The sequence below is a fragment of the Enterobacter sp. 342 genome (assembly GCF_036663495.1).
GTDB lineage: Bacteria > Pseudomonadota > Gammaproteobacteria > Enterobacterales > Enterobacteriaceae > Enterobacter.
In genome coordinates this window covers 66,703-92,061 of record NZ_JAWUEI010000013.1, presented here as the reverse complement: position 1 = coordinate 92,061, position 25,359 = coordinate 66,703, and the positions used below count along the sequence as shown (strand labels likewise).

Sequence of the window (25,359 nt, the reverse complement as noted above, 5' to 3'; positions counted from 1 at the left end):
CCTGACCCAAAATCCTGCGCCATTCAGAAACAGAATTCCGGCATGATCTACACTCCCTGAACGGAGGTAGTGCCGATGAAAAAATCACGATTCACCGAAGAGCAGATTGTTTTTGCCCTGAAACAGGCTGAACTGGGGACGTCCGTGCCGGAGGGAACCAGCTTACCGTACCGGATATCCAGCCTGGCGAGCAGCTGCAACAGCAGCGTGCAGAAGTGTCGCAGCGCGGCACCCAGGCGGGCGACTGGGTGAGGCAGACAGACCAGACGATCAGTGAAACATCTATGGCGCGGATGGTTAAGGCCGATACGGAACAGCGGGAGCTGGTCAGCCGGGAAACTACCATTAAGGCTACGGACAAAGTTACGGTGCTGGGCACGTCCACGCTGATGGCCGGAGCCATTCAGCAGGTATGTACAGGAGATTACAGCCAGGCAGTCAATAACCGCGTTGCGAGTATCGGCGGCAATGATGAAACGGAAATATCCGGGAGCCAGTCAGTCACAACGGGAAAAGACCTGATCGAGAAAATCGGGCAGATACGTAAAGCGTGGCGGCTGTTCAACAGCAGATAATCGCCCCGGTAGTGTGGATTGGTTCTGGCACCATCAACGTGGCACAACTGATGCTGGACACGCTGGACGTGGTAAAAGAGCTGGCAGAGCAAACGGCAAGCCACACGCACAGCAATACAGGAGCACCAACCAACGCGGGAGCCATCCGGAACACCGGAGCGAAAGCGGACACGCTGAACGGAAAATACTCCCCGGTTATTGGCCAGTAAACCTACCCAAAACATAACCCGCGAAATGCGGTTTTTTTATGCCCCCTGTACCATGCCGGGTTCCATGCCCGACTAATAAATTTTTCGTGGCTGCACCATACGCCACCAGTGGCATTATGCCGCCTCCATCCTCTTGGGAGTCTCCACGCATCAACCGAAACAGATCGTGCCTACTGCGCGGCGCTGAGAGCGTCACAGCATGGTAAAAAAATTCCTTCGCAGACAAAAATCGCACTACACCGCACCCGTCTGCGGTTTTTGGACCATTAAAATTTTTCAGTTTTATTTTTCTTCAAAACATATCGCCAGAACGCGCCAGTGCTGGCGGCTCAACAGAAACCCAGAACTGAAAAGATTGAAAAGAATTTCAGTGTTTTTCACTTTCATGGATCTGAGAAGGATCTAGGCTAAAGTGTAACATTCAGAGAAATAAGGGAAATTATTAGGTTATGTGGGTTTGGAGGATCGTTTTGGGCTGCGTGTTACATCATGGCTTTTACGCGTCATGCCGCTTACGGCATGGGTTAGAAGAGAATTGAATGGTTCTTTAAAACTGAAAAGCAGGGCATCTATTTCGCGTTTAACTTCTTGTAACTGCTGGTTACAATGTCAGTCAAATGAATATGAAAAGGGATTGTATGTACAAGGAACTGACCGAATGTTTAAAGGCTGAAGTGCAAAAGGGTTCTAAGCCATTCTCCTGGTCACGCACTATTAGACGCGCAATTAAATGCACTGACCGACGTTTTTACTTCTGGCTGAGAATCTGGTGTTACCTTTACCAGACTAACAAGTTTGGTATGAAAGGCTTTGCCAAACGCAGAATGCGTAAGCTCAACCGGGCTAACTCAATAGACATTAACCCCCTGGCGAAAATCGGAGCCGGGCTAAAGATTGTCCACTTCACCGGGATAGTGATCCGGGGGAATACCGTGATTGGTAAAAATGCTGTCATACGTCAAAACGTGACAATCGGAGCCAGGAACGATACGGACGAGGGTTATACGGTTATTGGTGAAAATGCGGAATTTGGAGCTAACTCATGCATCATCGGAGATATAACGATTGGCAATAATGTGACTATTGGCGCGATGAGTTTAATCAATAAAAATGTGCCGGATAACCATACTGTCTACAACTCAAAGGACATGATTGTGATACGGAATGCCGCCTGACGGGAGCCGAAGCATAAACGGCAGGGGACAAAAAGGGGACATCCTTACCTTGCGAAATAAAAAAGCCACTCAATCGAGTGGCTAAATCATATGATTCTAAAATCAAAATTTGGTGGCCCCTGCTGGACTTGAACCAGCGACCAAGCGATTATGAGTCGCCTGCTCTAACCACTGAGCTAAGGGGCCGTGGCGGTGAATTATAAAGTAACTCCCCTCAGCAATCCAGCCATTCACACCTGCCTGCTGTTTTTATAAACAACGCATAATCAATCCTTTATACTTCCATAACGATGTATCAGTGGGAGTAACGATGATCAACGACATTCTGGCCCCTGGGCTGCGGGTGGTGTTCTGCGGAATTAACCCTGGCAAGTCCTCGGCGCATACCGGTTTTCACTTCGCCCATCCGGGGAATCGCTTCTGGAAGGTTATCTATCAGGCGGGGTTTACTGACCGGTTGCTCAAGCCCGAAGAAGAGCAACACCTTCTGGATACACGCTGCGGTATCACCATGCTGGTCGAGCGTCCTACGGTGCAGGCAACGGAGGTCAACCTGCATGAACTTCGTAGCGGCGGTCGGGAGCTGATTAAGAAAATAGATGATTATCAGCCGGCTGCTCTGGCAATCCTCGGTAAGCAGGCCTACGAGCAGGCGTTCAGCCAGCGTGGAACGAAGTGGGGCAAGCAGAGCATCATGATTGGCGTTACGCAGGTGTGGGTGTTGCCGAACCCGAGCGGGTTGAACAGAGCGACACTGGACAAACTGGTTGAAGCGTATCGTGAACTCGATGAGGCACTGGTCGTACGGGGGTTGTAACTGCCGGAGCGCCACGCTCCGGCATTACCCTTAAAACTCGAATCGAGCACCCATGTTGTAGCGGCGTCCTTCCAGGATGGAAGACTGGTTATAGTTCGTTTTGTATATCGGGTTCACGTCGAACAGGTTATAAATACCCGTCATTAGCGTGATGTTTTTGTTGAGATGGTAACGTAACCCTAAGTCGACCAGCGCATAGGCTTCTGTGGAGGTTGATTTACCGGTGTTTGGCGTATTGCTGCGCCAGCTGGCTTTGGTCCACAGCTCAAGGTCATTTAACGCATTCCATGTCAGTGACAGGTTGGCCATACTGCTCGGGAATTCGTTCAGTGCTTCTCCCTTGTATTGACCACTTTTTTGCTCACTGTGGGTGTAGGTATAGTTTGCGTTAGCCTTCAGCGCTGGCGTGACCTGCCAGTCGCCGTTCAGCTCCAGACCATAGATTTCCGCATCGCTGACGTTGAAATACTGAGAAACCTCTTCTGCTTCGTACCCGTTGTAGACACATTTCTGTGTGGCCGTTGCGGTACAGATGGTGTAGTCGCTGATCTTGTCTTTGAATTTGGTGAAGAATACGGTGGCATCCAGCGCCAGTGCATCCTGCTGCCAGTAAACGCCCACTTCGGTGTTGACGCTCTGCTCCGGCTTCAGGTCATCGTTACCGATCCCGATATACGAATAAGGATAGGAGCCATAGACGCTGGTAAAACCTTCGTTATTTTCACGCAGGTCTGGTTTTTTATACCCCGCAGAGATGCCGCCTTTCAGCGCCCAGCTTTCATCGATCGTCCAGTTACCGTAGAGTTTCGGCGTCACGTGGTAGCCAAAGTAGCTGTCGTGATCGAGACGCGCTGAGGTGGTGAGGGTGAAATCTGGCACCATCATCCAGGCATCTTCGGCAAACATGGCCCAGCCGTTGCGGCTGATTTCGCTGACCGGTGTGACTCCTGGAACCTCTTTGTCTGCAATACCGAACGTATCGTCCAGCTCATTACGCGTAAAGTTGATCCCCAGTGTTAACTTGTGATCGCCAAGCGAAAAGGTGTTCGCACTGTTGGCCTCGTAGTTACGCTGCTTGATGAACTGCGAACTCATGCCCGGTATCCGGTATTCAGTTTTGGCGTTCTCGTAGCTGACGAAGTTCTTCACTTCCAGCAGATCGTCGCCGTACCAGGCGTGCTGGGAAAGTGATGCGGCATCGCGATCAAAATCCCACTGCCAGGCTTTATCGTTATGTGATTTGACCTGATGCCCTTTGACGACGTTTAAATCCCACAGTTGGGTATCGGTTGGCGACATATTGATGGTCGCGTCCAGGTTGCCAGCCTGGTGCTTCACAAAGCGTTCATCTTTCTGGCTGTCGTCATCGCGACGGTCCAGATAATCCGCAGCCACGCTCACGCCGAGTTTTCCCGGAATAATAGGGCCCATCAAAAAGGCATTGGTCTGGTTGGTGTTGCCGTACTCGCTTTTCTCCTGCAGGAAGTAGTTATCTTCCAGCACGCCCGTCCAGGTATCCAGGTTGTACGCTTTTTTGGTGATGACGTTGACCACGCCGCCAATAGAGTCAGATCCGTACAAAGAGGACATGGGCCCACGGATCACCTCTATACGCTCAATGGCGGCAAGTGGTGGTAAAAACGCCGCTTCGGTGCCGATGTGGTGCCCATAAGGACGGGACTCACGGGTTCCTTGCTTGATGCCATTGACCATATATGAGGTATAGGTCGAGTCCATCCCACGCATCTGTACGTCACCTGTAGCAAGGCTACCGTTACCGTTGCCCACTAATACACCGGGCATTTCACGAAGGGCTTCAGTGACGTTCTGGTTAGAACGGGTGTTGAGTTCTTTTTCGCCGACGACAGAGATGGTCGCAGGCGCTTCGCGGCGTTCCTGTGCGAAACCGGTGGCGGTCACCACCAGTTGATCTTCATTAACAGGGGTGGTTTCTTCAGCGAAAACGGCCGCAGGAAGGCTGGTGAGGGCGAGCGAAATCGCCAGCGCCGAACGTGTCTGGTTAATCACATCGCATTCCTCAGAATTGTGTTAAATCGAGTTTGAGTACGTAGTCGGCCTGGGAAGATTTTTCATCCTGCTTCACGCTGACGAAGAGCGTTTTGTTATCAGGAGAAAGCACCATGCTATTCGGCATCGCTGCTGTTTTGATGGTGTGTTTCAGGCTGTAAGTATTGGCATCGATAACGCTAATCTGACGGGCATTGCGATGGGTGACATACACTTCGTTGCGCGCAGGATTGTAGACTGCAGCAATGGCGTTAGGGGTTGGAACCCGGTGGAGGATCTTGCCAGAATCAAGCTGGACAACCAGCACGTCGACGGTGTTGCTATCGGTGATGAAGCCAACCCCTTTGGCGGTATTCAGGGCGATGTTCAGGAAGTAGTGCTTAGGTTCGGTTGGGTCAACTGCTACACGGGAAAGAACCTGAGAGGTTTTGCCATCCAGAGTAACCAGTTCACCTTTACCAGTAACGGCATAGACTTTATCACCCGCTTCATCGACCGCAAAGCCGACCGGATCCATCCCTTTAAGGGCGTGCAGAAGCGTCTGGTTTCGCGTATCGACAACCCGCAGAATCCCTTTGCCTTCACTGGCAATCCCTGAGACATAGACGCGCTGATGCTTTTTATCGAGCACCACTTCGCGGACGTGGGCGTTATTCTCCGTATTCGCGAGCTGTAGGGTTTTGACTTCTTTGTTGGTGCGGGTATCCAGCAGGGTCACTGAGCCATCCAGTGCGTTGCCAGACCAGAGAATATGATTGGGTTCATCCAGTGCAACGGCAAAAGATCGACGATTGGTGACGATCCGTTCGCGAATCTTCAGCGAATCAGTTGAAAGCAGGAAAACTTCCCCAGCAGTTTTATCTTTGTCGAAAGAGGGGGCAGAAGCGGCATAGAGCGCCTGTTGTCCGGCGTCATAAGCCAGTTCGTAAACTCCATGACCCAGTGCCCTGGAAGCAAACTGCTCCTCAGAGAAATCCTTAGCAAAAGTGGAGCCCGTATGAAGAACCACAGAAATAGCGAACGCGCAGAGGGACCGATTTTTTAATATTTTGAAATTCATGTAATTTTTCTTTACAGTGATTTACGAAAAGAAAAATGATAATGAAAATAAATATCATTTACAATTGCATGTATGAGCAATTTACCCTACCAATTTTTGCACTCCGCGGAAAAAACCAAAAAAAAAGCTCCCCGGAGGGAGCTTTTCAATTTCAGGACTGATTAGTCGTCCAGGAAGCTACGCAGCACTTCAGAGCGGCTTGGATGACGCAGTTTACGCAGCGCCTTCGCTTCGATCTGACGGATACGTTCACGGGTAACGTCGAACTGTTTACCCACTTCTTCCAGCGTGTGGTCGGTGTTCATGTCGATACCGAAACGCATACGCAGCACTTTCGCTTCACGGGCGGTCAGGCCAGCCAGAACGTCGTGCGTTGCGGCACGCAGGCTCTCAGTGGTGGCAGAGTCCAGCGGCAGCTCGAGGGTGGTATCCTCGATGAAATCACCCAGATGCGAATCTTCATCATCACCGATTGGCGTTTCCATGGAGATTGGCTCTTTGGCGATCTTCAGCACTTTACGGATTTTGTCTTCTGGCATCAGCATGCGCTCAGCCAGCTCTTCTGGTGTCGGTTCGCGACCCATTTCCTGCAGCATCTGGCGAGAAATACGGTTGAGCTTGTTGATGGTCTCAATCATATGCACCGGAATACGGATGGTGCGCGCCTGATCCGCGATAGAGCGGGTGATCGCCTGACGGATCCACCATGTTGCATAGGTGGAGAACTTGTAACCACGACGGTATTCAAACTTATCTACCGCTTTCATCAGACCGATGTTGCCTTCCTGAATCAGATCCAGGAACTGCAGACCACGGTTGGTGTATTTCTTGGCGATAGAGATAACCAGACGCAAGTTCGCTTCAACCATCTCTTTCTTCGCACGGCGGGCTTTTGCTTCACCGATGGACATGCGACGGTTGATGTCTTTGACCTGCTCAATGGTCAGGCCGGTTTCTTCTTCAATCTGTTGCAGTTTCTGCAGGCCGCGATGCACATCTTCTTTCACGTCATGCAGTTTTTCAGACCACGGCTTGTTCATCGCGATAGCTGCGTTGAACCAGGTTTCGCTGGTTTCATTGCCGGTGAAGAGGGTGATGAAGTTCTTCTTCGGCATTTTGCACTGCTCAACGCACAGTTTCATGATGATGCGTTCCTGGGTACGTACGCGATCCATCATCACGCGCATGCTGTTAACCAGGTAGTCGAACTGTTTTGGCACCAGGCGGAACTGTTTGAACACTTCAGACAGTTTCAGGATCTCTTCCTGAGCGGCGGCATGGCTGCGGCCTTTTGCTTTGATGGTGTCACGCGTTACTTCGTACTGGGTACGCAGTTCGGCAAACTTCTCACGCGCCAGTTCAGGGTCGATGCTGTTGTCATCATCGCTGCTGTCGTCGTCGCCGTCTTCCTCATCTTCGTCTTCGTCGTCATCCATCTCTTCCTGAGACAGTTCAGAACCGACGTGAGTAGCGGTTGGTGCCATATCTTCTTCGGCGTTCGGGTCGACAAAACCGGTGATCAGGTCAGAAAGGCGCGCTTCTTCCGCTTCAACGCGATCGTACTGCTCCAGCAGATAGGTGATCGCTTCCGGGTATTCGGCAACAGAGCACTGAACCTGGTTGATCCCATCTTCGATGCGTTTTGCGATGTCAATTTCGCCTTCGCGGGTCAACAGTTCAACGGTACCCATTTCGCGCATGTACATGCGGACCGGGTCAGTGGTACGCCCGATTTCAGATTCCACGCTGGACAGTACCTGTGCAGCAGCTTCTTCCGCATCTTCGTCAGTGTTGTTGGAGGTTTCAGCCAGCAACAGATCATCGGCATCCGGTGCTTCTTCCATCACCTGAATGCCCATGTCATTGATCATTTGGATGATGTCTTCGATTTGATCTGAATCGACGATATCTTCCGGCAGATGGTCATTGACCTCGGCATAGGTCAGATAGCCTTGCTCCTTACCACGTTGGACAAGAAGTTTCAGCTGTGACTGCGGGTTTTGCTCCATAAGACGGTATCCACACTTAATTCGTTTGATTGGTGTCGGCGATGGGGCTGCCAACCTTTAAAGCGAGGGCGTACTTATATTTTTGCCGCTGCCTCTCAGTGCGGCTGCCGGGGGCTTCCCGATCGATATTCGGCACTTAAGCCGTTAAATTCTTTTATTTCTTCGCCAGTTCCTGGTTAATCATCCAGAGTTCCCGGCGTTCTTCGCTGCTTAAGCCGTGTGTGCGCTCGCGAGCAATCAACTCTTCCTGGCGCAGCTCAAGCATCGAATCAAACATATGGTTGAGTGAGTCGGTGAACGTTTTTTCTGCAATATCCTTATCTGCTATATCGTCCCACATCGACAGTTTTTCAAGGGTTGCGGCCTCTTTTGTACCGCGATAATGTTCTAAAAGTTGTCCGGTGGTCAGACCTGGTTGCGACAAACAAGTGTTGACCAATTCTGAAAATAAGCCAAGTCCGGGCAATTTTTCGTGGTTCAAACCCGCCAGCGACGGCACTTGCGGAGCAAGTTCGGGGTTTTGCACCAGTAACCCTATCAGTATACGCATGGTTGTGCGTTTTAGCTGAGGCGCAGGGCGAACCGCACCGTTTTCAGCCTGTTTTGGCATTAAACGTTCAAGCTGGCTGTCATCCAGAATGCCAAGCTTGTTGCCTAACTCCTGACGCAGATAGATGCGCAGCGTTTCGCCGGGCACCTGGCTGATTAATGGCAGCGCCAGCGTACTGAGCTGCGCGCGCCCGTCAGGGGTACTCAAATCCACCTGCGGCATCAGGCTGTTAAACAGAAACGTGGAGAGTGGCTGAGCCTGCTCCATCCGTGCTTCAAACGCCGCTTTGCCCTCTTTACGCACCAGCGTATCCGGGTCTTCACCATCGGGCAGGAACATAAAGCGCAACTGACGCCCGTCGGTCATGTAAGGAAGTGCTGTTTCCAGCGCGCGCCAGGCGGCATCCCGTCCTGCGCGGTCACCGTCGTAACAGCAGATGACATTGTTGGTCACCCTGAACAGCAACTGAATATGATCGGCCGTGGTGGACGTCCCTAACGATGCAACGGCGTAGTTAATGTCGTACTGAGCCAGTGCGACGACGTCCATATAGCCTTCGACGACCAGAAGACGCGGAGGTTCCGCATTATCTTGCTGCGCCTCATAAAGGCCATACAGCTGACGGCCTTTATGGAAAATATCGGTTTCCGGGGAGTTGAGGTATTTCGGCAGGGCATCACCCAATACGCGACCACCAAAACCTATTACCCGTCCACGCTTGTCGCGGATCGGGAACATCACCCTTTCGCGGAAGCGGTCGTAGCTTCGTCCCTGGTCATTGGTGACCAGCATGCCTGCATCGATGAGGGATTTACGATCTTCGCTATTGCCGCCAAAACGCTTTAACACGTTGTCCCAGCCGGGCGGGGCGTAACCAATAGCGAAACGCGCAATGACATCGTCGCTCAGTCCGCGCTTGTTCAGATACTGACGCGCAGGCTCAGCCGCAGAGTGCTTAAGAGACTGTTGGTAAAACGAATTCAGGCCATCCATCAGCTGATACAGCGTTTGCCGTTGATGGCGCTCTATCTGGCTTGGCCCACTGCCTGCTTCATACGGCACTTCAAGGTTATGCATTGCCGCCAGTTCTTCGACGGTTTCAACGAACTCGAGCTTGTCGTAGTTCATTAAAAAATCAACGGCGTTACCGTGAGCACCACAGCCGAAGCAATGGTAAAACTGCTTTTCACCGTTTACGGTGAAGGAGGGGGTTTTTTCGTTATGGAACGGACAGCACGCATGGTAGTTCTTGCCCTGCTTTTTCAGCTTTACCCGCGCGTCGATGAGATCGACGATGTCGGTTCTGGCGAGCAGGTCATTGATGAAAACGCGTGGGATTCTTCCGGCCATATGCCCCAAAAATTTAAGCGACTTATAAACGAAAACAAGCCGCGCATTCCTTCCGGAAGCACGGCCTTACGACTATTACTCTGTCTGTCAATTGAGGGCTGAGGCCCTCAATCAATTAGTACAGACGAGTACGGCGTGCGTTTTCGCGAGCCAGTTTCTTCGCGTGACGTTTCACTGCAGAAGCTTTAGCGCGCTTACGTTCGGTCGTTGGTTTTTCATAGAACTCACGACGACGAACTTCAGCCAGAACACCTGCTTTCTCGCATGAACGTTTGAAGCGACGCAGTGCTACGTCGAACGGCTCGTTTTCACGTACTTTAATTACCGGCATGTAACTCTCACCTTTAATAAATTCGGTTTGCCGCTGGCATCAACGCCAGCTTATTTCAAAATGGTGCGGAATTTTACTGCAAATGCTGCTGCTTTGTAAAGCACCGATGCGATTTTGAAAGGGACTTTAATAAGGGTGAGGAGTATACACGAGCCTTCTTCCTGGGGCGAACAAAGTTTTACATCAACCCGCCCAGGCTCTACACTGCGCGGTATTGAAACGAGGTAAAACAAGTCATGCGTGTACTGGGTATTGAAACATCCTGCGATGAAACCGGCATCGCCATTTACGACGACGAGAAAGGGCTTCTGGCCAACCAACTGTATAGTCAGGTGAAATTACATGCTGACTACGGCGGCGTCGTGCCAGAACTGGCCTCTCGTGACCACGTGCGTAAAACGGTTCCCCTGATTCAGGCGGCACTGAAAGAGGCCGGGTTGAGTTCAACAGATATTGATGCCGTGGCGTATACCGCAGGCCCGGGTCTGGTCGGCGCGCTGCTGGTTGGCGCAACGGTTGGCCGTTCACTGGCCTTTGCATGGAATGTTCCTGCCATTCCGGTTCACCATATGGAAGGGCATCTGCTGGCGCCAATGCTGGAAGATAACCCACCTGAGTTTCCGTTTGTGGCACTGCTGGTTTCTGGCGGTCATACCCAGCTGATTAGCGTGACGGGTATTGGCAAGTATGAGTTGCTGGGTGAGTCGATCGATGACGCAGCCGGTGAAGCATTCGACAAAACCGCCAAACTGCTGGGGCTGGATTATCCTGGTGGTCCGATGCTGTCCAAAATGGCGTCGCAGGGAACAGAAGGGCGCTTTGTCTTCCCGCGTCCGATGACCGACCGTCCAGGGCTGGATTTCAGCTTCTCTGGCCTCAAAACCTTCGCGGCCAATACCATTCGTAATAACGATGACAGCGAGCAGACTCGCGCCGATATCGCCCGTGCGTTCGAAGATGCGGTAGTCGATACGCTGATGATCAAGTGCAAACGCGCGCTGGATCAGACCGGCTTTAAGCGTCTGGTGATGGCTGGTGGCGTCAGCGCCAACCGTACGCTGCGTGCGAAGCTTGCTGAGATGATGCAAAAGCGTCGGGGGGAAGTGTTCTATGCGCGTCCGGAATTCTGTACTGATAACGGGGCGATGATTGCTTATGCCGGGATGGTACGTCTGAACGCCGGTGCAACATCTGATCTGAGCGTCTCTGTGCGTCCTCGCTGGCCGCTGGCGGAGCTGCCGGAGGCGTAACCCCCTCAGTCTAACCCTCTCCCCACAGGGGAGAGGGAATTTTACAACTACACCCGCAACATCCCTTTCTCTTCTAAAAAACCAATGATTGTCGCCAGACCGTCTCCCGCCTTCAGGTTGGTAAAGGTCCACGGACGCTCGCCGCGCATGCGGTTGGTGTCACGCTCCATCACCTCCAGCGAGGCGCCCACGTACGGTGCGAGGTCGGTTTTGTTGATCACCAGGAAATCGGATTTGGTGATCCCCGGCCCGCCCTTGCGTGGGATCTTCTCCCCCTCAGCCACGTCGATCACGTAGATTGTCAGATCCGCCAGTTCGGGACTGAAGGTCGCACTCAGGTTATCGCCGCCACTTTCAACGAAAATCAGATCCAGATTACCGAATTTCTCGCTTAATGCTTCTACAGCGGCCAGGTTCATCGAGGCATCTTCGCGGATGGCGGTATGCGGGCAGCCACCGGTCTCCACGCCCACGATGCGTTCCGGCTCCAGTGCACCCGCTTCGGTCAGGATGCGCTGATCCTCTTTGGTGTAGATATCGTTCGTCACCACCGCCAGGTGATAGGTGTCGCGCATCGCTTTGCACAGTGCTTCCAGCAACGCCGTTTTGCCAGACCCTACCGGGCCGCCGACGCCCACGCGCAGGGGATGTTTGTAATCAGCCATGTTCACTCCTCAGGAACGGAATAACCGTGAATATTGTGTTTCGTGGCGCGCAGAGGCGATAGCGGACAGCGGCGTCGCTGCACCTATCTCGTCATCACTGCGCAAAAATGCCTGTTCAAGCCCGTCGGCAAAATGGTTGCTCAGGTCGATAATCAGCTGCTGGGCGGCCTGTTGCCCAAACGGCACCAGTTTGACGCCCGCCATGACTGCGCTCTCCATCCAGCTGTAGCCCAGGCTCAGCGCCAGCTCGCGCACGCCGATGCCCCAGCGCACGCCGAGCCACGCCATGCCGCAGAGTTGGCTTTGTGTAAACGGCGGCAGCCATTCGGGTGGACAGTCAGGCTCCCAGCTTTTGATAAGACGCGTAAAGGCCGCCCCGCGGTTGCGCTCCTCTTCACGTAACTCGCGAGTTTCCCGGCAGGCGAGCAGATACGCTGTCCAGCGTTTGGCTGTGACGAGATCCTGTTGCTCACAGGCTTGATACAGGCGGATAAACAGCGGCAGATCAACACAGAAAAAACTCTGCTCCATCTGTTGCGTCTGCCAGCGTTTGAAGGCATCGGTACTCGTGACCCAACCGGCTTCAACGGCCCATTCCAGCCCCTGTGACCAGGTAAATGACCCGACCGGCAGGCTGCTGCTGGAAAGCTGCATCAGGCGCAGCCACTGGCGGGAGTGCTCCATTAGCTCATCAGCGCCAGCAGGGCGGAGACAATCAGCCCGCCGCCGAAGGTTTTACGTAGTCCGTCGTGACGGCGCAGCAGCAACCCTGCGGCGAAACTGGCGCACAGTACGGTGGCGCTGGCAAACATGAACCCGCTGGTGAACAGCCAGAAGTTGTGGCCGGACATCTCTACACCGTGCGCCCAGCCGTGGAACATCGCCAGTGCGGGTACGGCCAGTAGCAGACGGTTTTCAGTTTTAAACATCATCACGCCGCAGACCGCCAGCGAGGCAATAATCAGCATCTCCATGCCGCTAAAGCCACCAAGCAGACTGCCCGCAATGGCGCCGATAAGCATCATGCCGAGGGTGGCAAAGGGCAGTAACAACTTGCGGCCGCTCAGGGCGGAGAGCACGCCTGCACCTGTCAGCATCAGCAGATGATCGAGGCCGGTCAGCGGGTGGAAAAATCCGGCCTGGAAGCTATCGGCACCGTGTCCCGGATGTGCCAGCGCAGGCAGGGAAAAAGCCAGCAGTAACAGAGGTAAATACTTACGCATGATTAATCCTTAATGTGAATGAGCGTGAGAGTGGCTATGACTATGGGCCTCGCTGGTGTAGGCCCCCGCTTCGGGTTCAAATGGCAGGCTGGCAAACGTCACCTCTAGCCCAAACTGGCGCAGCATATCGTCGAGAACATGATCGTGGTGATAGCGCAGTTCGCCGGGCATGATTTGCAGCGGCACGTGGCGGTTGCCCAGGTGATAGCAGGCGCGGGCGAGCAGGAACGGATCGGCGCAGCGCACCACAGAGACGGACTCCGGGGCGGCAATCACTTCAATCACTTCGCTGCCGTCTTCGTTGCAGAGCAGGTCACCGCCGCGCAACAGTAAACCGCGCGGCAGCATCAACCCGGCTTCGCGCCCGTCGTTCAGCGCCACGCGGGCGCGGCTTTTTACCCGCACGTCAATCGGCAGCGTGACGCTGGCGGTTACGGGGTGGGCATGGTCCAGGCGTTGGGTTAAATAGATCATCATCACTCCTCAAAACAGGAAATAGCGTTGCGCCATCGGCAGAACGTTAGCCGGTTCGCTGGTAATCAGTTCGCCGTCGACGCGCACTTCATAGGTCTGCGAATCAACGGTGATATTTGGCTGAAGGCCGTTGTGGATCATGTCCGCCTTTTTCACCGTCCGGCAGCCTTTCACCACCGCGGTGGCACTCTGCAGGTTGAGCTGCTGCGGGATGCCGTTCGCACTGGCAGCTTGCGAGACAAACGTCAGCCGGGTGGCGTGACGTGCAGCACCGAGTGCGCCAAACATCGGGCGGTAATGGACTGGTTGCGGCGTGGGGATCGAGGCGTTGATATCGCCCATTGGCGCACAGGCGATCATCCCGCCTTTGACGATGGTGGCGGGTTTGACGCCAAAGAACGCCGGGGACCAGACCACCAGATCCGCCAGTTTTCCCGCCTCAATCGAACCCACTTCATGGGCGATACCGTGGGTCAGCGCCGGGTTGATGGTGTATTTGGCGACATAGCGCTTCACGCGGAAATTGTCGTTATCGCCGGTCTCTTCCGGCAGGGGGCCGCGCTGCACTTTCATGCGGTGCGCCACCTGCCAGGTGCGGATAATCACTTCCCCCACGCGGCCCATCGCCTGAGAATCTGACGAGGTGAGCGAAAATGCGCCGATATCGTGCAGCACATCTTCAGCGGCGATGGTTTCACGACGAATACGTGATTCCGCAAAGGCGACGTCCTCAGCAATATCCGGATCGAGGTGATGGCAGACCATCAGCATGTCGAGATGCTCGTCGATGGTGTTCACCGTGTAGGGCAGCGTCGGGTTGGTAGAGGAGGGCAGAATATTCGGGTGCGCGCAGGCGGTGATGATATCGGGTGCGTGACCGCCCCCCGCGCCTTCAGTGTGGAAGGTGTGGATGGTACGCCCGCCAATCGCCGCCAGCGTATCTTCGACAAACCCGGATTCGTTCAGCGTGTCGCTGTGCAGCGCCACCTGAATATCCATCTCGTCTGCGACCTCCAGAGAACAGTTGATGGCGGCAGGCGTGGCACCCCAGTCTTCGTGGATCTTCAGCCCGATAGCACCGGCTGCGATCTGCTCGCGCAGGGCATCCGGGTTCGAGCCGTTACCTTTGCCGAGCAGGCCAATATTCACCGGCAGTGTATCGGCGGCCTGCAACATGCGAGCGATATACCACGGCCCCGGCGTGCAGGTGGTGGCGTTGGTGCCTGCTGCGGGCCCGGTACCGCCGCCGATCATGGTCGTGACGCCGGAGACCAGCGCCTCTTCCGCCTGCTGCGGGCAGATCCAGTGAATGTGGGTGTCGATCCCGCCGGCGGTGACGATCTTCCCTTCGGCGGCGATCACTTCCGTCGCGGCGCCAACCTGGATCGTCACGCCGGGCTGAATATCCGGGTTACCGGCTTTACCGACGGCGAAGATCCGCCCGTCTTTCACGCCGATATCGGCTTTCACGATCCCCCAGTGATCAACTATCAGGGCGTTGGTGAGGACCAGATCCACGCAGTCGTCTGCGGTCATCTGTCCCTGGCCCATGCCGTCGCGGATCACTTTTCCGCCGCCGAATTTGACCTCTTCACCGTAAACAGTGAGATCCTCTTCAACTTCGATCCACAGATCGCTGTCGGCCAGCCGCACTTTATCGCCCGTGGTGGGGCCGAACATGTCGGCATAGGCCTGACGTGAAATCTCAGCCATTGCTCACCTCTCCCATCACCTCACCGCGAAAACCAACAATGCGCTTCGCGCCGCTTATCTGAACCAGCGTCACCTCGCGCTTCTGGCCGGGTTCGAAACGTACGGCGGTCCCGGCCGGAATATTCAGCCGGTAGCCTTTGGTTATCGCCCGGTCGAACTTCAGCGCCGGGTTGACCTCGTAAAAGTGGTAGTGCGATCCCACCTGGATCGGCCTGTCACCGTGGTTTTCGACGATCACACACTGCGTTGTTCGCCCTACGTTGATGGCAATATTTCCGGGCTGGATCTGGTATTCACCTGGGATCATCACGCGCTCCTTAGACGATCGGGTTATGGACGGTGACGAGCTTTGAACCGTCGGGGAAGGTGGCTTCTACCTGAATGTCGGGGATCATCTCGGGTACGCCTTCCATCACCTGGTCGCGCGTGAGGACATGGCGGCCTGCCTCCATCAGTGAGGCGACGGTTTCGCCATCGCGGGCACCTTCCATAATGAAGGCGCTGATCAACGCGACGGATTCCGGATAGTTGAGCTTTACCCCGCGTGCAAGGCGGCGTTCGGCAACCAGCGCGGCGGTGAACAGCAACAGCTTGTCTTTTTCTCTGGGGGTCAGTTCCATAACGTTTCTCTTATGTCTGCCAGATACGCGGCGAACAGGCGGTTTTGTGGGATAAAAGCGGGCGAAGCGACTGCCAGATATCGCGCATCACTCGCTGACAAATCAGGTTATCGTGAGAGAGAAAGCGCACCGACAGCAGATCGTCAGTGAGGGTTGCTCCGGCAACGTTTTCCAGTGGTGTAAGCAGTTCACGCACCCTGTCGAGATGCTCTTCCCTGGCCGGATAGAACAGCAACGTGCCGACCCACGGGTGCCCGGCAACGGGCGTGAGATCACCATCACTGAGGTGCAGACGCTCGATCAGGCGTGGAGTGTCATCGATCCAGACCTCAAGGCGGCTCTCCAGTGTTCCGTGGCTAAAAGTCTCGTTGATCACCGGGCGGCCCAGGCAGTACAACTCCCAGGCCATCAGTGTACTGGAGGCCTTCAGATGGAAGATGGAACGCAGCGCGGCGTTCGCGCCGGGAAAGATAATGGTGTCCTGCGGTAGCCACTCCAGCGTGGCGTCTTCATCGAGATAAAAATGCTGGCTCAGACGAGCCAGTGGGCCACAGCTGCGATAGAACTTACTGGCCCCGGGCATGGTGATGAGTGCATGACTTTTGGCGTCCAGGCGCACGGAGATATCCAGTGTATCGCCACCCACGATCCCGCCGGGTGGGTGCAGCAAGTAAAGGTGGCAGGTATCCCCTTCCGGGTAAAATGGACGCTGAACCGTAAGCGGCCCGAGGTGATGAGCGGAATGCAGGAGGGTTTTCTCAGGCGTGTGACAAAACTGCAGGGCAAGCGACGCTTGCCAGCCTTTATACGTATTATCAGTGACCTGAGCTGCTAACATGCTGCATCCATTTGCTCACCATCGGGATACGTTTCAGTATGCCCTGGCGGAAAAGAAGGCTGTCATATGAGTCGCTTATGGATACGTTATCTGCTGCGGGTGTCGCGCGATCACTCCGGCTCTTTTTTCTTTCTTTTGAGCTTTGTCCAGATTTTGGTCTCCTGGCGACGCCACAGGCGCTGAATGTTGTCGTGATGACGCAGCAGGATAAGGCAGGAGAGCATCGACACCGGGAAGGTGAATTGAGGTTTGAACCACCAGACGTAAAACGGGGCGATCAGCGCGCTGACAATGGCGCCCAGCGAAGAGTAGCCGCTCAGAAGGATAGTTAGCAGCCAGGTGCCAGCCATGACGCCGGTTAAGTCCCAGCCGATAGGCGCAATGGCACCAAAGGCGGTCGCAACGCCTTTTCCACCCTTAAACCCGAAGAATACAGGCCAGATGTGACCGACACAGGCAGCGATGGCAATGAGCCCCAACCAGAACGGCGTTACGCCCAGCGCATATGCGCCCCAGACGGGTAGCATCCCTTTCAGAACATCAAAAATCAAAACCGCTACGGCTGCACCCTTGCCGCCAATTCGTAGTACGTTGGTCGCCCCCGGGTTCCCGGAACCACTTTCACGCGGGTCGGGTAACCCTGCAATGCGGCAGACCAGAATGGCGCTGGAGATTGAGCCGCAAAGATAGGCGAGGAGGATCATTCCAGGCGCGATTGCACTCATAACGCTGTTCCGTTTTGAAAATGTATCTGTATTCTCAGCATCTGTGGATAATACGCATAATTCGCCGGAAGTGGTATCCGGTTTAGCCAAAAAGCAGGCAGGTCGTGATGGATATTGTATTTATAGAGCAACTTTCGGTAATCACCACTATTGGTGTTTACGACTGGGAACAGACCATTGAGCAGAAGCTGGTGTTCGATATCGAAATGGGCTGGGATAACCGCAAGTCAGCAAAAAGTGATGACGTGAATGACTGTCTGAGCTATGCCGATATCAGTGAAACGGTCATCGCCCATGTTGAAGGGCAACGTTTTGCGCTGGTCGAACGGGTGGCTGAAGAAGTCGCAGAATTGCTGCTGAAAAAATTCAATTCACCGTGGGTGCGCATTAAGTTAAGCAAACCTGGTGCAGTGGCGCGTGCCACCAATGTTGGCGTTATTATTGAGCGTGGCACAAATCTGAAAGGAAAGGTTTAACGTCATAATAGCTAAACCATTTTAGGTTATATCGGTCTTAACGCTGTATCTTTCTCGGTTGTCCGCATGGGGCACCGTTTTTTTTATATCTTCTTAGGGGTTTATAGATGAGCGATATGCACTCGCTGCTGGTAGCGGCAATACTGGGTGTGGTCGAAGGATTGACGGAGTTTTTGCCGGTTTCCAGTACGGGCCATATGATTATTGTTGGCCATCTGCTGGGCTTTGAAGGCGATACCGCTAAAACGTTTGAAGTGGTCATTCAGATGGGTTCTATTCTGGCGGTGGTGGTGATGTTCTGGCGCCGTCTGTTTGGCCTGATCGGCATCCATTTTGGTCGCCTCCCTCAGCGCGAAGGTGAAGGCACAGGCCGTCTGACGCTTATCCATATTCTGCTCGGGATGATCCCTGCGGTGGTGCTGGGTCTGGTGTTCCACGACACCATTAAATCTCTGTTTAACCCGATTAACGTGATGTACGCGCTGGTAGTGGGTGGTTTCCTGCTGATTGCGGCGGAAGTGCTGAAGCCGAAGACACCGCGTGCGGAAGGTCTGGATGACATGACCTACCGCCAGGCGTTTATCATTGGTTGCTTCCAGTGTCTGGCGCTCTGGCCGGGCTTCTCACGTTCAGGCGCGACCATTTCTGGCGGGATGCTGATGGGCGTAAGCCGTTATGCAGCTTCTGAGTTTTCGTTCCTGCTGGCAGTGCCGATGATGATGGGTGCCACTGCACTCGACGTCTACAAAAGCATTGGGTTCCTCACCACGGGTGACATTCCGATGTTCGCCGTTGGTTTCATCACCGCCTTTATCGTGGCGCTGATTGCCATTAAAACTTTCCTGCAGTTGATTAAGCGTATCTCGTTTATTCCGTTCGCGATCTATCGCTTTATCGTGGCGGCTGCGGTTTACGTGGTCTTCTTCTGACCGATAGCCCTCAGTCTTTAGGCTGGGGGCAATGCTTTTCTTTCCAGTCTGTCACCGCCTGAATCCGCCGTCTGGTGAGTTCTTCCCTAATTTCCGGCCCTTTGAATCCTGCCTCGACAACATCTTTCGTTGGCACCGCTTTCGCAACTTCCCAGGCTTTACGCAATAAACGTCCCTGCGGGTAATCGCAGGCTTCAAACCCGGTGCGCCCGCGCACGTCAGCTTCACTGGTCAGGGCGATTTGCTCGACGCGGTGAGGTTTGCGCCAGGCGTCGATGTTATCGAACAGTTTGACGATGGTGGCCGGTTTCAGGATAGGGAAGGTGTGGATCAGGTCGTGGAACTCGGCCACCAGTTTCGCCAGATCGCGGATCTCATTCGGCACGCGCAGACGCTGACAAAGCCCCTCGACCAGCTTCACGCCTGCCGGGCCATGCCCGTGATGACGCGGCCAGAACTCTTTTGGCGTTAAGCCTTTGCCGAGATCGTGGCACAGGGTGGAAAAACGGATGTCGACCTCGGGGCTGAGCATAGCCGCCATACTGAGCGTCATCAGGGTATGCACGCCAGTATCAATTTCCGGGTGCCATTTCGCCGGTGCAGGAACGCCAAACAGTGCGTCGATTTCCGGGAACAACACCTTCAGTGCGCCGCAGTCGCGCAGAACCCGGAAAAAGACCTGTGGGTTGCGCGTGGTCAGGGCATTTTCCGTCTCTTTCCAGACGCGTTCAGGCGTCAGGTGTTCAAGTTCACCCGCCTCGGTCATGGCGGTCATCAACGCCATCGTCTCATCGGCAATACGGAAGCTCAGGTGGGCATAACGCGCGGCAAAACGCGCCACGCGCAGAACGCGGAGCGGATCTTCAGAAAACGCCGGGGAGACGTGACGCAAAAGACGGTTACGCAGATCGTCCTGACCGCCATAAGCGTCAATGATCTGACCTTGTTCGTCCTGCGCCAGCGCGTTGATAGTGAGATCGCGGCGCAGGAGATCTTGCTCCAGCGTGACATCCGGCGCGGCATAACAGGTGAAACCCGTGTAGCCAGAACCGGATTTCCGCTCGGTACGCGCGAGGGCGTACTCTTCCCGGCTTTTTGGGTGCAGGAACACGGGAAAATCGCGGCCTACCTGCTGGTAGCCCGCGTTGAGCATCTCTTCGGGGGTGGCACCGACCACCACCCAGTCTTTATCTTTGACCGGCAGACCTAACAACGCATCACGTACCGCACCACCGACCAGATAACTCTTCACGCCCTACACTCCCGTTTTCTCTTTTCCAGGATCATACGTAAGTCTGGCAGAGAAGACGAGTTAGTTCATCCAGCGGTCTTTACGCTTACGGCTTGGGATCAGATGTGGCAGAACCAGACCCAGCACCAGACCTACACCCAGCACGCCCCCGCCATACATAAACCACTGCATGATGATGGTGCGCTGTTTGTCATCGAGCTGCAGGTTGGCGGCATTCACTTTCTTCTGCGCGACAATCAGCTCGTTTTTGAGTTTTTGGTTCTCTTCTTTCAGACCGTTAATCACACCGTCACTCTGCGCCACTTTCTGCTGCATTTCAGCGGTGCGTTGGTTCCAGGTGCCGTCGATGTTGTTCAGTTTGTCAGTCAGGGTTTTTACCTGGTTTTCCAGATCCGGCACGCGGGTGCGCAGGCTTGGCACGGTGCTCAGCTCTTTCAGTGGGATCCAGGACGTACGGCCGGAACTGTCGCGAACCTGACCATAATTGGTGTCCGCGTTGGTCTGTAACAGAGTGACTTCCTCGCCGGCATTCACCGTGCCCACGAGGCGATAATTATCTCCAGGGCCACTGCGTACCCAGGTGTTCAGTTCGTCAGAAACGTAACGCTTCTCTTCAGCGTGCACAGCGGTTGCGGCGCTAAAAGCGAGTAAAGTAAGTCCAATCAGGCGTAATTTAAGCATCATTAGTCGTTATTTTCATAAATAGTGGAACGATAGTAGTGGCAACAGTGTCTCTACGCAAAGCATTCGTCAGCAATCAGAATCATCTGTGTCACGACTCTACACATTTACGCCCGTCAAATTGCTCATTGCATGGCAATTTGGCGCAAAATACTATGTACTGACAAACAAATGGCGAGGAAGTTCGCCCTCATTGACGCGTCTGTGACGCCCGCAAAAGTACAAGGCTATGGCACAAGAAATTGAATTAAAGTTTATCGTCGAAAAAGACAGCGTTGACGCTCTTCGTCAGCATCTGCACACGCTTTCCGGCGAACACCATGCACCGGTACAACTGCTTAATATCTATTACGAAACGCCAGACAACTGGCTTCGCCGCCACGATATGGGGCTGCGCATCCGTGGCGCGAACGGACGCTACGAGATGACGATGAAAATTGCCGGTCGCGTGGTCGGTGGTTTACATCAGCGCCCGGAATACAATATCGACATCACTAAGCCAGAACTTGAGCTGGAACGTTTCCCGACAGAGGTTTGGCCTGAGGGTAAACTGCCAGAAACCTTATCCGCAGACGTACAGCCCCTGTTCAGTACCGATTTCTGGCGCGAAAAATGGCTGGTGACGGAAGGCAAGAGCCGCATTGAAATCGCGCTGGATTTAGGTGAGGTGAAGGCGGGTGAGTTCCAGGAGCCGATCTGCGAGCTGGAGCTTGAACTGCTGGAAGGGGATGCGAACGATGTGCTGAAGCTGGCGCGCAAGCTGGTGAACCAGTCCGGGTTGCGTCAGGGTAGCCTGAGCAAAGCCGCGCGCGGTTATCACCTGGCGGCCGGAAATGCGCCACGCGTGGTGAAAGAGACGACGGTTTTGCACGTTGCGCCGAAAGCCAGCGTAGAGCAGGGTCTGGAAGCCGCGCTGGAGCTGGCGCTTTCACAGTGGCAATACCATGAAGAGCTATGGGCGCGTAATGTGAAAAACGCCAAAACCCATGTGCTGGCGGCCATTGCTCTGGTGCGCCATACCCTGACGCTGTTCGGCGGCATCGTTCCTCGCAAAGCGAGCACTCACTTACGTGATCTGTTGACGCAGACCGAAACGCTGATGCTCTCCGACGTATCGGCACAAACAGCGATCTATAGCCCGCAAACGGCGACGGCAAAACTGGCACTGACCGAGTTTCTGGTCACGCGCGGCTGGCGTACCTTCCTGGATGCAAAAGCAGAGACCAAAATCGCGGAGAACTTCAAACGTTTCGCGGATATTCATCTCTCTCGTCATGCCGCCGAGCTGAAGAGCACCTTTGCTTACCCGCTGGGTGACCAGTATGGCGATCAGCTTCCCCGTCTTTCGCGCAATATCGACAGCATGTTGCTGCTTTCCGGTGCCTATGACGGCGTTAAGGCACAGGCCTGGCTGGAGAACTGGCAGGGGCTGAAGCATGCCATTGAAACCCGTCAGCATATTGAGATTGAGCATTTCCGTAACGAGGCCATTTCGCAGGAGCCGTTCTGGCTGCACAGCGGAAAACGTTAACTCTGGCAAGGAACCCCAATCATGCCGCTTTCTTCGCAGTTACAGCAGCAGTGGCAGACCGTTTGCGAACGTCTGCCTGAGTCATTACCGGCGTCATCACTAAGCGAGCAGGCGAAGAGCGTGCTCACGTTCAGTGATTTTGTGCAGGAAAGTATCACCGCCAACCCGGACTGGCTGGTGGAGCTTGAAAAGTCGCCGCCACAGGCAGAAGAGTGGCGGCATTATGCTGACTGGTTGCAAACCGCGCTTGCGGAGGTTGCTGATGAAGCAACGCTGATGCGCGTCCTGCGCCAGTTCCGTCGTCGGGTGATGGTGCGGATTGCCTGGGCGCAATCTCTGGCGCTGGTGAGCGAAGAGAGCACGTTGCAGCAGCTGAGTGAGCTGGCACAGACGTTGATTGTTGCTGCGCGAGACTGGCTCTACACCGCCTGCTGTAAAGAGTGGGGCACGCCGTGCAACGAGGAAGGGGTTCCTCAGCCACTGTTGATTCTGGGGATGGGTAAGCTGGGCGGTTGCGAGCTTAACTTCTCCTCCGATATCGATCTGATTTTTGCCTGGCCGGAGAACGGCTCTACGCGCGGCGGACGTCGTGAGCTGGACAACGCCCAGTTCTTTACCCGACTCGGTCAGCGTTTGATTAAGGCCCTGGATCAGCCGACACAGGATGGTTTTGTCTACCGGGTGGATATGCGTCTGCGTCCGTTTGGCGACAGCGGACCGCTGGTGTTGAGCTTTGCCGCACTGGAAGATTATTACCAGGAGCAGGGGCGCGACTGGGAGCGTTACGCCATGGTCAAAGCGCGGATCATGGGCGATAGCGACGATGCCTACGCCAACGAGCTGCGCGCCATGCTGCGCCCGTTCGTGTTCCGCCGTTACATTGACTTCAGTGTGATCCAGTCCCTGAGAAATATGAAAGGGATGATTGCCCGCGAAGTACGCCGCCGTGGGTTGAAAGACAACATTAAGCTTGGTGCGGGCGGTATCCGCGAAATTGAATTTATCGTCCAGGTTTTCCAGCTTATTCGTGGCGGGCGTGAGCCGTCCCTGCAATCACGTTCGTTGCTGCCAACGCTGACAGCGATTGAGCAGCTTCACCTGTTACCGGACGGTGACGCGCAAACCCTGCGCGAGGCCTATCTGTTCCTGCGTCGTCTGGAAAACCTGCTGCAAAGTATCAACGACGAACAGACTCAGACCCTTCCAGCGGATGATCTGAACCGGGCACGTCTGGCCTGGGGGATGCATGCGGATGACTGGTCAACGCTGACCGAACGGCTGGATGCTCATATGGCAGGTGTGCGTCGCATCTTTAACGACCTGATTGGCGATGACGAAAGTGAGTCGCAGGATGATGCGCTTTCTGAGCACTGGCGCGAGCTGTGGCAGGACGCGCTTCAGGAAGATGACACCACGCCAGTACTGGCACACCTGAGTGATGACGCCCGCCATCGTGTGGTGGCACTGATTGCTGATTTCCGTCTTGAACTGAATAAACGTGCGATTGGGCCACGTGGTCGGCAGGTACTTGATCATTTGATGCCGCATCTGCTGAGCGAGGTTTGCTCCCGCGCGGATGCGCCGGTGCCGCTCTCGCGCATGATGCCGCTGCTGAGCGGGATTATCACCCGTACCACGTACCTTGAACTATTGAGCGAGTTTCCAGGGGCGCTTAAACACCTGATTACGCTCTGCGCCGCGTCGCCGATGGTGGCCAACAAGCTGGCACGTTATCCGCTGCTGCTCGACGAACTGCTCGACCCGAATACGCTCTACCAGCCGACGGCAACGGATGCCTATCGGGACGAGTTGCGTCAGTATCTGCTGCGTGTGCCGGAAGAGGACGAAGAGCAACAGCTGGAAGCGTTGCGTCAGTTTAAGCAGGCACAGATGCTGCGTGTGGCGGCGGCGGATATCGCCGGAACGCTGCCGGTGATGAAAGTGAGTGACCACTTAACCTGGCTTGCGGAAGCGATCATCGACGCGGTAGTGCAACAGGCATGGGTGCAGATGGTGGCTCGCTACGGCCAACCCAAACATCTGGCTGACCGTGAAGGTCGTGGTTTTGCGGTGGTGGGGTACGGCAAGCTCGGCGGTTGGGAGCTGGGTTATAGCTCCGATCTGGATTTAATCTTCCTGCACGATTGCCCGGTCGACGTGATGACTGATGGCGAGCGTGAAATTGACGGGCGTCAGTTCTATCTGCGTCTGGCTCAACGCATTATGCACCTGTTCAGCACCCGTACCTCATCCGGCATTTTGTACGAAGTGGATGCACGTCTGCGACCCTCCGGCGCGGCGGGCATGCTGGTCACCTCGACGGAGTCCTTTGCTGATTACCAGAAGAACGAAGCCTGGACGTGGGAGCATCAGGCGCTGGTGCGTGCCCGCGTGGTGTACGGTGATCCGCTGCTTAAAACGCAGTTTGACGTCATCCGTAAGGATGTCATGACGACGGTGCGAGAGGGGGCCACGTTGCAAACTGAAGTGCGGGAAATGCGCGAGAAAATGCGCGCGCATCTGGGCAATAAGCATCGTGATCGCTTTGATATCAAAGCCGATGAAGGCGGTATTACGGATATTGAGTTTATTACCCAGTATCTGGTGCTGCTGCATGCGCACGATAAACCGAAGCTGACACGCTGGTCGGACAATGTGCGCATTCTGGAACTGCTGGCGCAAAACGACATTATGGACGAGCAGGAGGCGCAGGCCTTAACCCGCGCCTATACCACGCTTCGCGATGAGCTTCATCACCTGGCGCTGCAGGAGGAACCGGGGCACGTGGCACTGGACTGTTTCAGCAGTGAACGCGCGCAGGTAACTGCAAGCTGGCAGAAGTGGCTGGTGGAACCGTGCGTAACAAAACAAGTGTGAT

The 25,359-nt window shown here is 54.7% G+C and carries 24 protein-coding genes, 1 tRNA gene and 1 pseudogene; 9 read left to right on the top strand and 17 right to left on the bottom strand.

The annotated features are described in order from the left end of the window. Window positions 1–75: 75 nt before the first annotated feature. The 3 genes and pseudogenes from V6E55_RS25835 (at window position 76) to V6E55_RS12815 (ending at window position 1,959) form a co-directional block, all read left to right on the top strand. Window positions 76–252, top strand: a complete 177-nt coding sequence (locus V6E55_RS25835) for a hypothetical protein (RefSeq protein ID WP_410493453.1) — start codon at window positions 76–78, stop codon at window positions 250–252. Continuing rightward, a pseudogene (locus V6E55_RS12820) lies at window positions 165–784 on the top strand (hypothetical protein); the annotation flags it as partial. The gene V6E55_RS25835 and the pseudogene V6E55_RS12820, both read left to right, overlap by 88 nt. 638 nt (window positions 785–1,422) lie before the next feature. Then, entirely contained in the window at window positions 1,423–1,959 is a 537-nt protein-coding gene (locus V6E55_RS12815; protein WP_316942982.1) for a serine acetyltransferase, read from the top strand. A gap of 110 nt (window positions 1,960–2,069) precedes the next feature. On the opposite strand, the gene V6E55_RS12810 is transcribed toward V6E55_RS12815, so the two are convergent. Continuing rightward, window positions 2,070–2,145: transfer RNA gene (locus V6E55_RS12810), tRNA-Ile, on the bottom strand. Window positions 2,146–2,269: 124 nt separating this feature from the next. Here V6E55_RS12810 and mug point away from each other — a divergent pair. Further along, on the top strand, window positions 2,270–2,776 hold the full coding sequence (gene mug / locus V6E55_RS12805; RefSeq protein ID WP_316942981.1) for a G/U mismatch-specific DNA glycosylase: 507 nt from the start codon (window positions 2,270–2,272) through the stop codon (window positions 2,774–2,776). Between the two features lie 30 nt (window positions 2,777–2,806). On the opposite strand, the gene V6E55_RS12800 is transcribed toward mug, so the two are convergent. The 5 genes from V6E55_RS12800 to rpsU form a co-directional block, all read right to left on the bottom strand. Then, complete coding sequence (locus V6E55_RS12800) at window positions 2,807–4,804, bottom strand: TonB-dependent receptor domain-containing protein (protein ID WP_236921716.1); 1,998 nt, start codon at window positions 4,802–4,804, stop codon at window positions 2,807–2,809. Window positions 4,805–4,814: 10 nt separating this feature from the next. Further along, window positions 4,815–5,864, bottom strand: a complete 1,050-nt coding sequence (gene yncE, locus V6E55_RS12795; protein WP_316942980.1) for a 7-bladed beta-propeller protein YncE — start codon at window positions 5,862–5,864, stop codon at window positions 4,815–4,817. 161 nt (window positions 5,865–6,025) lie between these two features. Next, window positions 6,026–7,873 carry an RNA polymerase sigma factor RpoD gene (rpoD, locus tag V6E55_RS12790; protein WP_114978745.1) on the bottom strand — a complete coding sequence of 616 codons (1,848 nt, stop codon included), beginning with the start codon at window positions 7,871–7,873 and terminating at the stop codon, window positions 6,026–6,028. A 154-nt stretch (window positions 7,874–8,027) separates the two neighbouring features. After that, entirely contained in the window at window positions 8,028–9,773 is a 1,746-nt protein-coding gene (gene dnaG, locus V6E55_RS12785) for a DNA primase (protein WP_023294585.1), read from the bottom strand. 115 nt (window positions 9,774–9,888) lie between these two features. Then, the gene (rpsU, locus tag V6E55_RS12780; protein ID WP_001144069.1) at window positions 9,889–10,104 is read right to left on the bottom strand and encodes a 30S ribosomal protein S21; all 216 of its coding nucleotides are present in this window, start codon (window positions 10,102–10,104) and stop codon (window positions 9,889–9,891) included. Window positions 10,105–10,340: 236 nt separating this feature from the next. Here rpsU and tsaD point away from each other — a divergent pair, with 236 nt between their 5' ends. Continuing rightward, window positions 10,341–11,354 (top strand): tRNA (adenosine(37)-N6)-threonylcarbamoyltransferase complex transferase subunit TsaD, encoded by a 1,014-nt coding sequence (gene tsaD, locus V6E55_RS12775; protein WP_316942979.1) that lies wholly within the window; start codon window positions 10,341–10,343, stop codon window positions 11,352–11,354. Window positions 11,355–11,401: 47 nt separating this feature from the next. Here tsaD and ureG read toward each other — a convergent pair whose 3' ends face one another. The 9 genes from ureG to plsY all read right to left on the bottom strand — a co-directional run bounded on the left by ureG (window position 11,402) and on the right by plsY (window position 17,612). Then, window positions 11,402–12,019, bottom strand: a complete 618-nt coding sequence (ureG, locus tag V6E55_RS12770; protein WP_028017131.1) for an urease accessory protein UreG — start codon at window positions 12,017–12,019, stop codon at window positions 11,402–11,404. A gap of 9 nt (window positions 12,020–12,028) precedes the next feature. Beyond that, window positions 12,029–12,703, bottom strand: a complete 675-nt coding sequence (locus tag V6E55_RS12765) for an urease accessory protein UreF (RefSeq protein ID WP_316942978.1) — start codon at window positions 12,701–12,703, stop codon at window positions 12,029–12,031. Further along, window positions 12,703–13,242: a HupE/UreJ family protein gene (locus V6E55_RS12760; RefSeq protein ID WP_236920548.1), complete on the bottom strand. Its 540-nt coding sequence runs from the start codon at window positions 13,240–13,242 to the stop codon at window positions 12,703–12,705. Before V6E55_RS12760 ends, V6E55_RS12765 begins: the two co-directional genes overlap by 1 nt. Window positions 13,243–13,251: 9 nt before the next feature. Further along, window positions 13,252–13,716, bottom strand: coding sequence for an urease accessory protein UreE (gene ureE / locus V6E55_RS12755; RefSeq protein WP_114978742.1), 465 nt, complete (start codon window positions 13,714–13,716; stop codon window positions 13,252–13,254). Between the two features lie 9 nt (window positions 13,717–13,725). Then, window positions 13,726–15,429 carry an urease subunit alpha gene (gene ureC / locus V6E55_RS12750; protein ID WP_316942977.1) on the bottom strand — a complete coding sequence of 568 codons (1,704 nt, stop codon included), beginning with the start codon at window positions 15,427–15,429 and terminating at the stop codon, window positions 13,726–13,728. Then, window positions 15,422–15,736, bottom strand: coding sequence for an urease subunit beta (locus V6E55_RS12745; RefSeq protein WP_316942976.1), 315 nt, complete (start codon window positions 15,734–15,736; stop codon window positions 15,422–15,424). Before V6E55_RS12745 ends, ureC begins: the two co-directional genes overlap by 8 nt. A gap of 10 nt (window positions 15,737–15,746) precedes the next feature. After that, window positions 15,747–16,049, bottom strand: a complete 303-nt coding sequence (locus V6E55_RS12740; RefSeq protein WP_003862556.1) for an urease subunit gamma — start codon at window positions 16,047–16,049, stop codon at window positions 15,747–15,749. 10 nt (window positions 16,050–16,059) lie between these two features. Further along, window positions 16,060–16,887, bottom strand: coding sequence for an urease accessory protein UreD (locus tag V6E55_RS12735; protein ID WP_129994942.1), 828 nt, complete (start codon window positions 16,885–16,887; stop codon window positions 16,060–16,062). A 110-nt stretch (window positions 16,888–16,997) separates the two neighbouring features. Next, window positions 16,998–17,612, bottom strand: a complete 615-nt coding sequence (gene plsY, locus V6E55_RS12730) for a glycerol-3-phosphate 1-O-acyltransferase PlsY (protein WP_028017138.1) — start codon at window positions 17,610–17,612, stop codon at window positions 16,998–17,000. Window positions 17,613–17,719: 107 nt separating this feature from the next. Between plsY and folB the strand changes: the two genes are divergently transcribed. Together folB and bacA are read left to right on the top strand one after the other, a co-directional pair. Beyond that, on the top strand, window positions 17,720–18,088 hold the full coding sequence (gene folB, locus V6E55_RS12725) for a bifunctional dihydroneopterin aldolase/7,8-dihydroneopterin epimerase (protein ID WP_316942975.1): 369 nt from the start codon (window positions 17,720–17,722) through the stop codon (window positions 18,086–18,088). Window positions 18,089–18,195: 107 nt separating this feature from the next. Continuing rightward, window positions 18,196–19,017 carry an undecaprenyl-diphosphate phosphatase gene (gene bacA, locus V6E55_RS12720; RefSeq protein ID WP_316942974.1) on the top strand — a complete coding sequence of 274 codons (822 nt, stop codon included), beginning with the start codon at window positions 18,196–18,198 and terminating at the stop codon, window positions 19,015–19,017. Window positions 19,018–19,027: 10 nt separating this feature from the next. Here bacA and V6E55_RS12715 read toward each other — a convergent pair whose 3' ends face one another. Further along, on the bottom strand, window positions 19,028–20,269 hold the full coding sequence (locus V6E55_RS12715; RefSeq protein ID WP_316942972.1) for a multifunctional CCA addition/repair protein: 1,242 nt from the start codon (window positions 20,267–20,269) through the stop codon (window positions 19,028–19,030). Between the two features lie 60 nt (window positions 20,270–20,329). Next, complete coding sequence (locus V6E55_RS12710; RefSeq protein WP_025912514.1) at window positions 20,330–20,950, bottom strand: TIGR04211 family SH3 domain-containing protein; 621 nt, start codon at window positions 20,948–20,950, stop codon at window positions 20,330–20,332. A gap of 229 nt (window positions 20,951–21,179) precedes the next feature. Between V6E55_RS12710 and V6E55_RS12705 the strand changes: the two genes are divergently transcribed. Continuing rightward, window positions 21,180–22,481, top strand: coding sequence for a CYTH domain-containing protein (locus V6E55_RS12705; RefSeq protein ID WP_316942971.1), 1,302 nt, complete (start codon window positions 21,180–21,182; stop codon window positions 22,479–22,481). 21 nt (window positions 22,482–22,502) lie between these two features. Continuing rightward, window positions 22,503–25,358, top strand: coding sequence for a bifunctional [glutamate--ammonia ligase]-adenylyl-L-tyrosine phosphorylase/[glutamate--ammonia-ligase] adenylyltransferase (glnE, locus tag V6E55_RS12700; protein WP_316942970.1), 2,856 nt, complete (start codon window positions 22,503–22,505; stop codon window positions 25,356–25,358). Window position 25,359 lies beyond the last annotated feature (1 nt).